Origin of the sequence: Flavobacterium rhizosphaerae (assembly GCF_046000445.1) — a bacterium.
Taxonomy (GTDB): Bacteria; Bacteroidota; Bacteroidia; order Flavobacteriales; family Flavobacteriaceae; genus Flavobacterium; species Flavobacterium rhizosphaerae.
The window spans coordinates 52,246-68,227 of record NZ_JBELPZ010000014.1; the positions used below are offsets into that span (position 1 = coordinate 52,246).

Below are 15,982 nucleotides of genomic sequence, written 5' to 3' on the forward strand. Positions count from 1 at the left end.
AGCCCATATTTCCGGAATAAATAATTTCAGGCTCATATAATAAATAATCATAGGGCCACAAATAAATAAAACCACTGTTTTTAACAATATAATAATTATAGAAGCTTTTATTTTGTATTTTTAAATTGCAAGCTAAATAATTATGCGTTTTTATTTAAAAATACGAAATTCCGGATTCACTAAAAAAGCCGCCCTTAAGGAAATGCGCTTTTTTAAGTGTGGATATCTGCTTGCCTGCTATTGCTTTTTGCTATTCTGCTGTTTATCGTGCAAAAAAAATGATGATAAAAAAGAAGCCTTCTTTTCAGCTAACCCCACAAAACACATTATAAATAAGCCCGCTTACAATAAATATGTATTAGAAGAGCTTGATAACTCTGCCGGGCTTTCAAATAGTTCCGTTAATTGTATTTTTCAGGATTCGCAAAATATGTTGTGGATTGGCACCTGGGATGGGCTGAACCGGTATGACGGCAGCAACTTTAAAACATTCAGGCCAGAGCCCGGTAACAATAATTCGTTAAGCAACCAGGTAGTACTTAAAGTAGCCGAAGATAATAAAGGACAAATATGGATTTTAACCATGCATGGCATTAACCGCTATGATAAGGCATCCAACAAATTTTACCATTACTTCTTTTCACCCGGCTCTGTTTCTCCACTTTCCGAATCACAGTTCAGCCTTGGGCTCAACAGTAATAAAGACGTTTTTTGTAGTGTAAAAGGCTGGGGCATTGGCTATTTTAACGGAAAAGAGTTCCGTTTAATAAACATTCCGCTTCTTAAAGACAAAACTGTAAAAGAATTTCAATTTTCAGGTGATAGCCACTTGTTTGTGCTTACAGAAGAAAATAATTTGTACCGCTTTACCATAAACAGGGAAGGCAATAAAGTAATAGCAAGTGAGGGAATAAAAGTTTCGGGTAAAATAAAAAATTTTGACCTCCTGCCCAATAACCGTTTACTCATTTTAAATACCAATGGCGAAGGATATACATTTAGCCAGGATAGCACCAATAAGCAACGCATTGGTAACGGCTTTGAAGCTGTTATAGGCCATACACCACAAAATACTATCCTTTCGGGAAAATCAGGGTATACCATAACCAATACCTCCGGCAAAAGCATTGAAGAACCCTGGATGCCTCTCCTCTCTAAATATAAAGTTACCTCATTCATCAGGGGTAATGACGGCATATTATGGGCCGGTACTGATGGCGATGGCATACTTAAAATTTTTCCGCAACAACAACCTTTTAAAAACATATCAAAACTGCAAATGCCAGAACTTGATGGCGGTATTGTAAGGTGTTTTGCAAAAACAGCAAATTCACTGTGGGTGGGTACAAAAGGCAAAGGATTATTTCATATTACATCCGGCATCTATCCGGGCAATGCCGCAACGTTGCAGTATACCAATTTTAACGAGGGCAACAGCACTATAGACAATGCAGTATATGCATTGTGCAAAGGCAATAACGATTTGCTTTTTATTGGTACTGATGATGAAGGCATTACTGTATTAGACCTCAACACCTCTAAGGTTATAAACTGGAAGGATATAGAGGGCAGTAACACCTGCGGCTATTTCAAATCGGTATATGCGATTTACCAGGATGATGATAAAAACATTTGGCTGGGCACCAACGGCTACGGCATGATAAAGCTAAAAATAGAACGCAACGGAGGGAGTATTAAAATAGTGGGGTATCAAAAATTTACAGCGATAAGTAACCGTACCGATGCCTTAAACAGCAATATTATTTTTTCTATTGTTCCCAAAAGCAAAGACGAATTATGGATAGGTACCCGCCTTGGTGGGCTGAGCTTATTTAACAGGCTCACAAATACTTTTACCACCTATAAAAACAATCCCGGAAACAGCAATAGCCTTTCTAATAACGATATATTATCGCTGGCAGTAGACAGCACCAACAAATTATGGATAGGCACAAGCTTTGGCCTAAATACTCTTACCGGCTATACTACTCATGGCGAAGCGATATTTAAACACTATACTGTGCAAAACGGCTTACCGAATAATACCATTCACGGTATTGTGCCCGATGGAAAAAACAATATATGGCTCAGTACCAATTTTGGAGTTGCCTACTTTAACCCTGGCAATGGCAAATTTACCAACTATATTAAAAGCGATGGCCTGCAAAACAATGAGTTTGCAGACGGCGCTTTTTATTATGACAGTAAATCAGGATATATTTTTATGGGTGGCATAAAAGGCTTTAATTATTTTGAGCCGAAAACCATTACGGTATCGCCCGAAATACCGGACCTGTTTATTGATAAAATAAGCGGGCATAATCAGGCTACCCCCTATTTCCAGGGGCTTTTGGTATCGCCAAAATCAGAAAATGCACCCGCTATAACGCTTAACCATAACCAGAATTTTTTTGATATTTATCTCACAGCGCTTACCTACTCCAATAACGAAAAATGCCAATATGCCTATGAGTTAAAAGGTTTTGATAAAAACTGGAACAATATAGGCAACCGTAAAATAATTTCTTTCACAAATGTGCCGCCCGGCAATTACTCGTTATGGATGAAATGGTCTAACAGTGACGGGGTTTGGACACAGCCTGTGCATACCGCAGATATAAAAGTAAAACCAGTATGGTGGCAGTCTAACGCTGCGCTTGTGGTATACGGGTCTTTAGCGCTTTGTTTTATGTTTTTTGTAAGGAGCTATAATTTAAAACGGCAATCGCTCAGGCAAAATATATTCTTTAGGCAGCGTGAAGAAGAACTGCACGAAAACAGGCTTACATTTTTCACCAATATTGCGCACGAGTTTTTAACTCCGTTAACCTTAATTACCGGGCCTGTGCAAAAATTATTTGAAGCCGATAATCTTGACGATAAAAACAGGAAGTTTGTAAAAATGATACAGCGAAATGCTTCCCGCCTTTCGTTTCTTACCCAGCAGCTGTTGGAATTCAGGAAAGCAGAGCAGGACCACCTTGAAGTAAAGGTGCGCCATTTTGACCTCGTTACTATACTGGAGCAGATTGCAGAATTATTTGATGACTGGGCTATTGATAAAAGTATTGAATATGCCCTGGATATACCCAACACGCTTGAAGGCTGGTTTGATAAAGAAAAAGTAGAAAAAATACTGTTTAACTTACTGTCTAACGCATTTAAATACACCCCGAAAAACGGCAAAATAAGTCTTGAATGTGAAACTGACTTTACAAACGGGCAAAAGCTGAAAATTATAGTAGTAAACAGTGGCAAGGGCATACCTAAAGAAAAACTTGATGCGTTGTTTGACCGTTTCTTTTTATCAGATCCCGGGCAGGTTTCAGATACGGAGATGTTTCGTACCGGTATAGGCCTTGCATATGTAAAAAGGCTGGTAACGGTTTTAAGGGGGGAAATACTGGTAAGCAGCATACCGGATGAAGCCACCACGTTTACCATTATAATCCCGTGCTTTAAAGAAGCCTTTACAAGTACAGAAATTGACAACGGAAATACTTCGGCTTTAATTTCCGGGCACCTGAAAGACATTCTTGAAGAAACTCCTGAAAAAGAGGAAAGCCTGCCCGATAAAATAATTGCTATAGATAAAGCCCTTGACAAAAGAAAAAAAATACTGGTGGTAGAAGACGAAAAAGAAATACACACCTACCTCAACAGCCTTTTAGGCGAAATTTATAACCTAACGTTTGCTTTTAACGGTGCCGAAGCGCTACGCATTACAGAAAAGCAACAGCCCGATATTATTATTAGCGATGTAATGATGCCCGTAATGGATGGTGTAGAGCTTTGCCGGATTATAAAAACAGATGTGCACACCTGCCACATACCATTTATAATGCTTACGGCAAAAAGCTCTGTAGAACACCGTATAGAAGGGCTGGAAAGCGGGGCTAACTCATACATACCAAAGCCATTTTACCCAGACCACCTTTTGGTACGTATACAGAAACTGCTGGAAGAAAAAGAACTTATATTACAGCATTTTGCACAGGATACCCTGGTAGACCACCTGCCGGAGATACCTATAAATAATGATGAAAAAGCATTTATTAAAACGACAATAGACCTCATCCGCAACAATATTGATAATGATAACCTGGATAGCGCTTTTATAGAAAAAAGCATAGGCATAAGCAACTCTCAGCTATACCGCAAAACCAAAGAAATTTTTAACCTCTCCCCCGGCGATTTAATACGTACCATCAGGTTAAAATATGCTGCCGAACTTCTGCGCAAAAACATACTTACGGTAAGCGAAGTAAGCTATAAATCGGGTTTTAATAACCGCTCCTATTTTTACAGGGAGTTTAAAAAAATGTATAATACTACTCCCAAAAACTATCAGTTGCAATTTAAAGCCAAAAAGGCAACTTTTTAAAACACCTGAATAACAGTTAATTAATACTTGTGTACACTTTTGAAGAAATAGTGTACACAATCTTTTTTATGCCTTCTCTACATTTACAACGTTTTCGCCAACATTTATTTTTTTCAATTTTAATTTTAACCTATCCTTAATTGACATGAAAAAACGTAAAACCATTAACAAAAAAACTTTAATTATATGAGCAGGAAAATTATTCACAATTTATTCCTTTTATGGGCATTGGTTTCAGGCGGAGTCCTGTTTGCCCAAACCATATCAGGTACGGTTACTGATAAATCCGGCCCGCTCCCTTCTGTAAACGTAACGGTTAAAGGTTCAACCGCTGGTACAGTAACCGATTTTGACGGAAATTATACTATTAATGCAGGCCCAAATGATGTTTTGGTATTTAGCTTTATAGGGTACACCACAAAAGAAGTACCTAATAACAGCACCGGAACCATAAACGTGGTAATGTCTGAAGATGCCGAACAGCTAAATGATTTGATAATAACCGGATATACCGGGCAGAGAAAAAGCTCAATATCAGGGGCTGTGGCACAGGTGGATATTGATAATGTATCTAAAACACGTGTAGCCGATGTGGCCCAGGCCTTACAGGGGCAGGTAGCCGGTGTATTTGTAGCGGCCAATACCGGTGCACCCGGAGACGGCATTAAATTGCGTATACGTGGTGAAGGTACACTTGGCAACAATGATGTGCTGTATGTGGTAGATGGTGTGCCAACGCGTGATATTACCTGGCTTAACCAAAACGACGTAAAATCGATGACGGTATTAAAAGATGCCGCCTCTGCCGCAATATACGGTTCAAGGGCTGCAGGCGGTGTAGTAATAATTACAACAAAGCAGGGTAAAGAAGGCCGTGCTACTTTAGAAGTTAACGCTTTTACAGGTATACACCATGCCACAAACCTGCCAGACCTGCTAAATGCAGACCAGTACCTTACGGTAAAAGACAGGGCCTGGCACAACACCCTGGGTAACGATGCCAATGCCGAAAGCCCTTATGCCTATGACCGCAGGACAAGAACAGACCTTGCCGATACCGACTGGCTTGACCAGTTATTTACTACTGGTATATCAAACAACGCACAAATTACAGCAAGTGGTGCTACAGATAAAGTGCGTTACCTGCTTTCAGGTGGCTATTATGCTATGGATGGTATTGTAACAGAGAAAAATGATATGTACAAGCGTGTTAACTTCAGGAGCAACCTGAGTGCCGATATATCAGACCGGTTTACTGTTGGCACCAATATACAGATAAGCTCTCAAAAGCAGGATAAATTATCTTCAAGCGGAGATGCTCCCGGTGTTATACGCCATGCCTTAATAAGACCACCTGTACTATCTGTATACAAAAACCCTTCAGACCCAACTTATTCGGCACAGGATCCGTATACCGACCTTCCTTTTTATACAGGGCCTGACGGTGGATGGAGTAAAATTTATGAATACAGTTCCAATCCGCTTGCCATTGTACACTTTACCAATGATAAGAGGAGTACTTTCCAAACCTTTGGAAACGTATTTGCCGAATATGCTTTCTTAGGCGATAAATCACTAAAATTCAGGAGTAATCTTGGTGCAGATATCCGCTTTTCACACAATAAGAATTTTGCCGAAAATTATGGCGACTCTAATATAAATGACACGTCTAACCCTTATTACGGTATGGGCAGGAACAACATGCCGAACAGCCTTAACGAAAACCGTGGGCAGGATGTTACTTTTACATGGTCTAACACATTAAACTACGTTAAAACTATTGGCGCCCATGACCTTAACTTTTTACTGGGTTCAGAGTTTATAAACAACAGTGCAGAGGCTATGGGCGGTGCAAGATCTTTGTATGACATTACCACCCCTACATTTCAATACCTTGATTATGGTGGGTTGGGTAGTGCCAATACACCTTACCCATACAGTTCAGGCAGCAGGACAGAATGGAGCCTCCTTTCATTCTTTGGTTCGGCTACTTATGGCTATAACAACAAGTATTTTGCTACAGGTACATTGCGTGCGGATGCTTCTTCAAGGTTTGGACCCAATAACAAATGGGGGTACTTCCCTTCTGTTTCGGCCAACTGGATTTTAACCAACGAAAATTTCATGCAAAATGTAGGTTGGTTGTCATATACCAAACTAAGGGCAACCTGGGGGCAGGCCGGTAACCAGGAAATACCAAACTGGGCTTATGAAACCATTGTAACAACTTCAGACGGTATTGTGGATACAAGACGTTTTGGTAACCCCGACCTTAAATGGGAAACCACAACACAAACCAATGTTGGTATTGACTTAGGCTTTGTTAATGATAAACTTACCTTCTCTGCCGATTATTTTAATAAAATTACCAGCGATATACTGTTAACCATACAGCTCCCTGCCGTTTCTGTTGGTGTAATAGACCGCACTTATGTAAATGCAGGTGAGGTACAAAATAAAGGTTTTGAATTTAACCTGGGCTGGAAAGATAATGACAATGATTTTAAATACTCAATCAACGCTAACATGGCTACCCTGGATAACGAGGTTACAAAACTCCAGAAATATGTGAGGAACATACAGGATGATGCCAGCCATACCCGCACACAGGTTGGCCAGCCAATAAGCGCATATTATGGTTATGTTTTTGATGGTATTTACCAAAACCAGGCCGAGATAGACTCATACCTTAGTACTAATGCCAATGGTGCACGCCCTGGCGATATGAAGTTTAAAGACCTGAATAACGATGGGCAGATAGATGCTAACGACCGTACTTTTATAGGCAACCCTATACCTAAAATTACCTACGGCTTTAATTTTAATGCCTCTTACAAAAACTTTGACTTCTCATTCCTGGTTCAGGGTGTGCAGGATGTTGACCGGTATAATGATATGATTCAGATACTGAATTATGACAGCCGCCCCTTTAACTCTACTACAGATGTTTTAAACAGCTGGAATGGCGAAGGTACAAGCAACACCACCCCACGCCTTACTTTTAACCGTAATGGCGGGCAGGAAGTATCGAGCAAATTTGTTGAAGATGCCTCATACCTAAGGCTGAAAAATATAGAATTGGGATATACTTTTAATAAAGCTATTAAAGGGTTAAACACCGTGCGTATTTATGTATCGGGCCAAAACCTGCTAACCGTTACTGATTATAAAGGGTTAGACCCGGAATCTACATCACTTATAGACCAGGGTACTTACCCACAGTCTAAAGCATATATGTTTGGGGCAAGAATAATATTTTAAAAAAAAGCTACATGAAAAATTATATAAAAACAGGACTGCTGATTGGCCTCATGGCGCTTACTGCATGTGAGGACGAGCTTACTACAGAGCCTATAGGGCTAATAACACAGGACCAGGCAGATGATACACCTACATTAACAATGGTAGAAACATCTGCAAGGTCATCATACTACCTGCTTTCTAACACGCTTAACATACTTGGCGACTGGAACTGGGCCGGAGGGCTTGTTTTCCAGAACGATTATGTAATGCAGGATGTTGCATCTGATGATATGGAAAAAAAATGGGTATCTGATGGCGACCAGCCCTGGATAGATGACCTTAATAATTTTACGTTCACCTCTACCAACGGAGGGCCAAATGGCCTTTGGAAATATGATTATGAAGGCATAAAAAGAACTAACAGGTCTATTTTTATGCTTACAAACCCCGATATTGAAACTATTACAGGTATTACTACCGAAAGAAAAAATCAATTATTAGGAGAGGCATATTTTTTAAGGTGCTATTATTATTTTTCGCTTGTTACAAACTTTGGCGATGTACCGCTTATTTTAAGGCCGGTGCAAACCTACCAGGAAGCGTTTGATGTAGCTGTAAGGGTGCCCAAAGAGCAGGTTTGGAACCAGATTAAGGCAGACCTAAACGTGGCTAAAGATTTACTGCCCAACAGCAAATATTCTGATAATGACGAAAAATGGCGCGCCTCTAAAGCGGCTGCCATAGCGCTGCTGGCTAAGGCTGAATTGTATACCGAAAACTGGGGCGCTGTACCTGCACTTGTAGACCAGCTTCCGGGCCTTGGTTATGCCCTTAACACAAATTATTTTGAAAGCTTTACGGCTGAGTACAATGATAATGAGGTAATTTTTTCCTTTGACCACCAAACCAATGCTACCCCAAGGCGTGGTAATGGTATTTGCGCTCCGTTAGGATGGGGATTTTTTGCCCCAAGCCAGGATTTTCTTGATGCGTTTGAAGCAAATGACCCAAGGTTGCTATATACTGTTAATGTAGAAGCACAAAATGTAAACAAAATGCTGGGCAGCCTTGATGGCACTAATAAAGGTAATGACAGCGCACCAAATAATAAGGTATACATACGTTATGCCGATGCCCTGCTGTGGAAGGCAGAAGCATTGCTGCAAACAGGCGATTATACTGCTGCTGTAGCTATTATTAACCAGATACGCCAACGCGCAAGAAACGGAGTAGACGCTAATGGCAATGCAGTACCTGCCGGTACATTGCCAGACAGGCCTGCTACTGCCGATGCTGCTACCATAAAAAACTGGCTGATACACGAAAGAAGGGTGGAGCTTGGTTTTGAAAACCAGCGTATGCTGGACCTTAAACGCTGGGGCATTGCACAAGAGGTAATGCAGGCACATGGCAAAAACTTCCTGCCAAAGCACATGCTGTACCCCATACCTCAAAGTGAAATTGACGCTTCTGCAGGAACACTAACACAAAATCCCGGATATTAAATACTTGTTTGGGTTAGGGCTCAGGCGCTGCATATGCAGGCCTGGGCTAACCAAATATATAATAACTACCACACAGATGAATGATATTGCAAAACGCTTTAGCCAAAACCCCCTAATATCGCCTTCAGATTTACAACCAAGCCGCGACGGCCTGGAAATTACCTGCCTGCTCAACCCCGGAGCATTTCAGTTTGATGGAAAAACCTGGCTTATTGTAAGGGTGGCAGAAAGGCCCAAACAGCATGAAACTACTATTTCGTTTCCGGTTCTAACCCACACGGGCGATATAAATATCATTGAAATTAAAAAGAATGACCCCGAGCTTGTAGCTACAGATGCTAGAGTTATTAACTATAAAGGCGCTGACTACCTTACTACCCTATCGCATTTACGGCTAATGTGCAGCGAAGACGGCATAAACTTTTATGAACCCGAGGGCTACCCCAGGCTTGTGGGCGAAGGCCCACAGGAAACTTTTGGTATTGAAGATTGCAGGGTAACATTTGTTGAAGGCACATACTACCTTACATTTACTTCTGTATCACCTACGGGTGTGGGCGTGGGTTTAAGGACAACCACAGATTGGAAAACATTTAAAAAGCATGGCCTTATTTTTCCCGCGCACAATAAAGACTGTGCCATATTTGAAGAAAAAATAAACGGCCTGTTTTATGCCCTGCATCGCCCCAGTAGCGTAGATATAGGAGGTAATTATATATGGATGGCCTCATCGCCAGATGGCATACACTGGGGCAACCACCAATGTATTGCCACAACCCGCAAACACCTTTGGGATAGTAAGCGTGTAGGCGCAGGGGGCGCACCCATTAAAACCGAAAAAGGCTGGCTCGAAATATACCATGGCGCCAATGAAAACCATCAGTATTGCCTTGGGGCTTTGCTACTGGACCTTAATGACCCCTATAAAGTACTGGCCAGGACCGAAGAGCCTATTATGATGCCAATTGCAGACTATGAGCTTACTGGTTTTTTTGGTAACGTTGTGTTTACCAACGGGCACATTCTTGATAGTGATAAAGATACGGTAACAGTATATTACGGCGCATCGGATGAGTTTGTTTGCGCGGCAAAATTTTCAGTAACAGAAATACTTTCATTACTAAAATATAACTAATGCTGAAAAAACTAATCACAGAAGTTAACCACTTTAAAAGCCAGTCGCACAATTTTCGCATACTGGTTTTAACAAATCTTGTATATGCACTTGTGCAACCGGTAATAGATATATTTGTGGCAGCATATATTATGAGAAACTCAGATGACACTTCTAAAGTGGTTATTTACCAGTTAGCCATCTATACTGGAATTCCCATTACATTTTTAATCAACGGTTTCTTGCTAAAGTACTTTAATATCCGCAAACTCTATTCTACGGGTATGATGCTTAGCGGCGTTTCCATGATTATCATGATGTCATTAAAGTCACTCAGTTTAGTAGGCATCGGTATGGCAGGTATTACCATGGGGTTATCATTTGGCCTCTATTGGTCTAACCGTGACTATCTTGCCATTTCTACCACTAACGATGATAACCGTAATTATTATTACGGCCTCGAAACTTTTTTTTACACCATAATTGCCATTGTCATTCCATTCGCTATAGGCTGGTTCATTCAGTCAAAAACGGGAGCTGAAGACAAACATAATGCTTATGTTATTATTACCGCAATAGTATTCGTTATTACTATGGGTGCCTCTATAGTGTGCTTCCGGGGCAGGTTTGAAAACCCCGTACAAAAAAAGTATATTTTCTTTAAATTTCACCCGCTGTGGTATAAACTGTTATCATTAGCTACGTTTAAAGGCCTTGCCCAGGGTTTTTTGGTTACAGCTCCCGCAATGCTTATATTTAAGATACTTGGCGAAGAAGGCGCTTTGGGTAATGCACAGTCTATAGGTGCACTGCTGGCAGCTGTTATTATTTATTTTATAGGACGCTTTTCAAAACCGGCAGACAGGATTAAAACTTTCTCTGTAGGGCTTATACTTTTTGCTATTGGTGCCTGCGTTAACGGCATTATGTTTAACCAAACAGGTGTTATCATTTTCCTGCTTTTATTGCTTATGGCAAAGCCATTAATGGATCTGGCGTATTACCCCATTCAGTTACGGGTAATAGATATTGTTTCTAAAATTGAAAAACGTGGCGAATTCGCTTATATCCTTAACCATGAAACCGGGCTTTATGCCGGCAGGTTATTGGGTGCGGTAACATTTTTAGTACTGTATTATACCGTATCTGAAGACTTTGCATTACGATATGCCATAGGCATTATTGCGCTGTTGCAATTATGCTCTATCTTCATAAGTAAAAACATCATTGCCCACGGCAATAGGATAGCCTCTGAGCCTGAGACTACCGAACCGGAAAAAGTAATGGAAGAAGCAGCAACCAACCTTGTTTAAACCTGATACAATAACATGACTATTTTTAAAATATTTTTAGCTACACTTTTAATAACAGCCTGCAGCCTGACTGCCCAGGTAACACAAAAAGCTATACCACGCGTAGACCAGATGCCAGACATGCCCTCTCATTTTGATATTATAGATTATAATAAACTGGCCCATGATTTTAATACCGTAGTTTTTGATTTTAATGCTACAGGAAAATACTGGCCACTGGTATGGATGGATACCTCTAAAAAAAATTATCCTCAGGATGTAGTAGGTATTTATACCGCGATAGGCGATGTAAGGCAGGGGCCACAAAACAATAAGGGCATGTTTCATGAAGCACTGGCAAATATGGGTGCCACACTAGGCGCTACACTGGTTGGCATTGACAAAACAAATGACCGTGGGCTTAACTATGTTGCCATGCTTAAAAACTATTATAACAGGGATACCGGCTGGGATATTATGATGAACAATACCTGCCCTGAAGTAGCGCTTTTGGGTGGCGGCTATGGGCGCGACTGGTGGTATGATGTGTACCCCAATTTACTTTTTTATGCCATTTATGAAAATTATCCTGATGAGCCGGGACTTGAAGAAATAGCCCGTAAAATTGCAGATAAATTTTATGAAGCCGATGTTATTTTAAATGGTAATTATGACTACTCTTTTTTTGATTACGGCAACATGAAACCCATGAAAAATAATATTTGTGCCCAGCCCGATGCAGCTGCCGGGCATGCGTGGGTATTGTATGCCGCCTATAAAAAGTTTGGTGATAAAAAATATCTTAACGGTGCGCTTTCGGCACTTTCGGCATTGCAGTCGCAACCGGTAAACCCAACATATGAGCTGCTGATGCCATTTGGGGCATACCTTGCAGCCCGCATAAATGCCCAGGAAGGCAAATCGTACGATATTGATAAAATGCTGTCTTGGAGTTTTGATGGCACCGCCATTTGCCGTGAAGGCTGGGGTGTGCTGACAGGCAACTGGAACGGTTATGATATTTCCGGGATTGTAGGCAGCACGGTAGACCGCGGCGGGTATGGTTTTTTAATGAATACGTATGATATGGCCTGGCCTGTGGTACCACTGGTGCGTTATAACCAGAAGTATGCCGATGGTGTTGGCAAATGGATGCTTAATGCCGCTAATGCCTCAAAATTCTTCTATCCGCAGTATATGCCCGATGGCCACGAAACTATACCTCAACTGGCTGATGTAAGCAAAAATGTAATTGCCTATGAGGGCATCATCAAACAATCTAACATGCAGCAATATCAAGATGTACCTGCCCCCGTTGCGCAGGGCGACGGACCTTTATGGGTTTTAGGTAAAAATCCGCCGGAATCGCAATTGAGCGTTTATGGCAGCGGGCACGTGGGTATTTTTGGCAGTATAATTAAAAAAACAAATGTAACAGGCATCCTGCAGCTGGACTTACTGGCTACCGACTTTTTTCATGATGAAGCCTATCCAACTTATTTGTACTACAATCCTTATGCTGAAGCCAAAACAATTAAAATCTCTGCCGGAAAAGGTAATAAAACCAAATTTTACGATACGGTTTCCGGTATGTTTATCAATAAAAAAGCCTGCACTACTACCAAAGTTACCATACCGGCTAAAAGTTCGGCTGTCATTGTCATGACGCCTGCAAAAGGCAAGGTAACGTATTCAGGATCAAAAATGATGGTAGATACCGTTGTAATAGACTACAATGTAAAACAACAGTAATGCAACGTTTGTATAGCTGCCTGGCGGCATCAATGTGTTTTTTACTGCTTTACAGTACTACCGGCCTGGCACAACAAGCCGCATTGCCGGAAACGTGGTGGAAAGAAACTGTATTTTACCAAATATATATGCCAAGCTATGCCGATAGCAACGGCGATGGGTACGGCGATTTTAACGGCATCACATCAAAACTGGATTATCTTAAAAACCTCGGAATTAAAGGCATCTGGCTTACGCCATTTCTTAAATCTCCAAAAGTAGATAACGGTTATGATGTAGCCAATTATTATGCGGTCGATCCTGTGTATGGATCTATAGAAGATTTTAAAATCTTTTTGAAAGAAGCACATAGCAGAGATATAAAAGTAATTATGGATATGGTGGTAAACCATACCTCAACAGAAAGCGAATGGTTTAAGGAAGCACAAAAATCTAAAAATAATCCCTATAGGGATTATTACATCTGGAAAGACAAGCCCAACAATTGGGAGTCGTTTTTTGGCGGCACGGCCTGGCAGCTAAGTCCGCAAACAGGACAGTATTACTATCACAAGTTTGATGTAACTATGGCCGACCTGAACTGGTCTAATCCACAAGTAGTATCTGAAATAAAACAGGTGTTGCGGTACTGGCTGGATTTAGGTGTTGATGGCTTTAGGTTTGATGTTATTAATTTTCTTACTACCGATGGTATCACCAAAGACAACCCGGTGAAAGACGGAAAACAGGAACATGTATATGACATTGACCAAAGTGGTGTAAAAGAAGTATTAAAAAAACTAAAATCCATTGTAAGCCAGTACCCTAACCGATTTACCGTTGGAGAAATAGGTAGTGATAAAATTACAATCCTCAGGCAATATCAGTCTGCTGATATGATGGATGTTGTTTTCAACTTTAACTTTGGCAGTATTGCTGAGTTTTCTGTCGAAAAAATTTTCCGCCAATTGCAGGATATGGAACAGGAAATGCCGGGCTATCCCACCCTGTTTTTTGGTAGCCACGATATGCCCCGGATGCTAGACAGGCTTGCTGGTGGCAATACCCAAAAGGCTGTTGCCCTTACAGCACTAACGCTTACTGCCCGTGGTGTACCGTTTATATATTACGGGGAAGAAATTGGTATGCATAACAGTATTGCAACATCATACAATGAGATTATAGACATACAGGGCAAAACACACTACCGTTTAGCTATTGAGGATGGCAAAACTACCGAAGAAGCCCTTAAAATAGCTAATGAAAATAACCGTGATAAATCCCGCAGCCCCATGCAATGGGATAATTCTGAAAATGCAGGGTTTTCAACATCAGTTCCCTGGATTAAGGTAAACCCTGATTACATTGAAAACAATGTGGCAAAGTTATCTGCAGATACAAACTCCATACTCAGCCAGTACAAAAACTTAATAGCATTACGCAACAGTGAACCGGCTTTACAATATGGCAGTTATTCTAGTCTAACCTGTAATGATAACGTTATTGTATTTACACGCACGCTTGGTAATACCCATATAACCGCTGTGCTAAATTTTGGGAACCCCTTTATTTATCCTGTACCTGATAATGCAATACTACTTTCAGGGCAAGCTCTGCTTAAAACAAACAGTTTCTGCATTTATAAAATAGTAAGGGAGCAAAATTGAAATTATGAAATTGTTTTTCACGGAGAATAAAAAAATGCATTATAACACTATATAAAATTAGTTGCTGGTTGAATGTGCTTACAGTCAAAATGTAGCAATTCTACTATCGCCAACATACGTGATTTTGAGTGTATATGCAAAGGTTTTTTCTGCTACTGAAGTGTAAGCGTAAAAAGCCAAACTTCTAAAGGAATTTCCGAAATAAGCAAATATTATTCTTCAACCCTAAAAGAATATATTACTATCAAAATAAAATTTAACACATATCGTTTTACGATATTTTATTATATATTTGCATTAAATTTTTAATAAAGTAAAGTAATGAAAGAAGTTAAGAATATAGCTAAAAATTTATTTTATCTCAGCAGGTTTTGCGCTTTTGTGTATGCTTTTTTGACAATTTATTCAACTATAAGTTTATTGACTGGATGGTCTCTAAAATTTGAGGGAGACTATTTTAATATTTTGTTTCCGTTTACTAAACAGACCATCCTTATAGGAGAATATAATTTGACTTATATCCTTCTTGACTATTTATTGGTATTTGTTCTTTACGGCATTTTCTTTTGGCTTTTAGGAAATGTTTTGAAAGTATTTATGCAAACAAAATTATTTACACAAAAAAATATCAACCAATTAAAATACTTCTACATATTAAACCTTTTTGTTCCTTCGCTCGCAACGCTAATTGCCTATACTTTTAGTACTATTGACAGGGATGTGATTCTGCTAATCATATTACACTTTATAATTGGGATATTTTCCTACTTTTTAGCGCAAATATTCAAACAAGGAGTCGATTTACAAAACGAACAAGATTTATATATATAGCCTATGCCCATTATAATAAACATTGACGTAATGCTCGCCACACGAAAGATGCAAAGCAAAGAGTTAGCAGAAAAAATAGGGATTACACCAGTTAACTTATCTGTACTGAAAACCGGTAAAGCCAAAGGAATACGATTTGACACTTTAGAAAGCATTTGTGCGGTTCTTGAATGCCAGCCGGGAGATATATTAGAATATCGAAATGAAAATTAAAA

General features: G+C 40.0%; 9 protein-coding genes. All 9 read left to right on the forward strand.

Annotated elements, in window-relative coordinates:
* Window positions 1–142: 142 nt before the first annotated feature.
* Entirely contained in the window at window positions 143–4,384 is a 4,242-nt protein-coding gene (locus ABS766_RS12735; protein ID WP_408085565.1) for a hybrid sensor histidine kinase/response regulator transcription factor, read from the forward strand.
* Between the two features lie 186 nt (window positions 4,385–4,570).
* Window positions 4,571–7,645 (forward strand): SusC/RagA family TonB-linked outer membrane protein, encoded by a 3,075-nt coding sequence (locus tag ABS766_RS12740; protein WP_408085566.1) that lies wholly within the window; start codon window positions 4,571–4,573, stop codon window positions 7,643–7,645.
* A gap of 11 nt (window positions 7,646–7,656) precedes the next feature.
* Window positions 7,657–9,132 (forward strand): RagB/SusD family nutrient uptake outer membrane protein, encoded by a 1,476-nt coding sequence (locus ABS766_RS12745; protein ID WP_408085567.1) that lies wholly within the window; start codon window positions 7,657–7,659, stop codon window positions 9,130–9,132.
* Window positions 9,133–9,208: 76 nt separating this feature from the next.
* Complete coding sequence (locus ABS766_RS12750; protein ID WP_408085568.1) at window positions 9,209–10,267, forward strand: glycoside hydrolase family 130 protein; 1,059 nt, start codon at window positions 9,209–9,211, stop codon at window positions 10,265–10,267.
* A complete protein-coding gene (locus ABS766_RS12755) occupies window positions 10,267–11,559 on the forward strand; it encodes an MFS transporter (protein ID WP_408085569.1) in 1,293 nt (430 codons plus the stop codon). Before ABS766_RS12750 ends, ABS766_RS12755 begins: the two co-directional genes overlap by 1 nt.
* A gap of 15 nt (window positions 11,560–11,574) precedes the next feature.
* Window positions 11,575–13,290, forward strand: a complete 1,716-nt coding sequence (locus ABS766_RS12760; protein WP_408085570.1) for a hypothetical protein — start codon at window positions 11,575–11,577, stop codon at window positions 13,288–13,290.
* Window positions 13,290–14,936 (forward strand): alpha-glucosidase, encoded by a 1,647-nt coding sequence (locus ABS766_RS12765; protein WP_408085571.1) that lies wholly within the window; start codon window positions 13,290–13,292, stop codon window positions 14,934–14,936. Before ABS766_RS12760 ends, ABS766_RS12765 begins: the two co-directional genes overlap by 1 nt.
* Window positions 14,937–15,257: 321 nt before the next feature.
* Window positions 15,258–15,767 carry a DUF2975 domain-containing protein gene (locus ABS766_RS12770; RefSeq protein WP_408085572.1) on the forward strand — a complete coding sequence of 170 codons (510 nt, stop codon included), beginning with the start codon at window positions 15,258–15,260 and terminating at the stop codon, window positions 15,765–15,767.
* Between the two features lie 3 nt (window positions 15,768–15,770).
* On the forward strand, window positions 15,771–15,980 hold the full coding sequence (locus ABS766_RS12775) for a helix-turn-helix domain-containing protein (RefSeq protein ID WP_408085573.1): 210 nt from the start codon (window positions 15,771–15,773) through the stop codon (window positions 15,978–15,980).
* Window positions 15,981–15,982 lie beyond the last annotated feature (2 nt).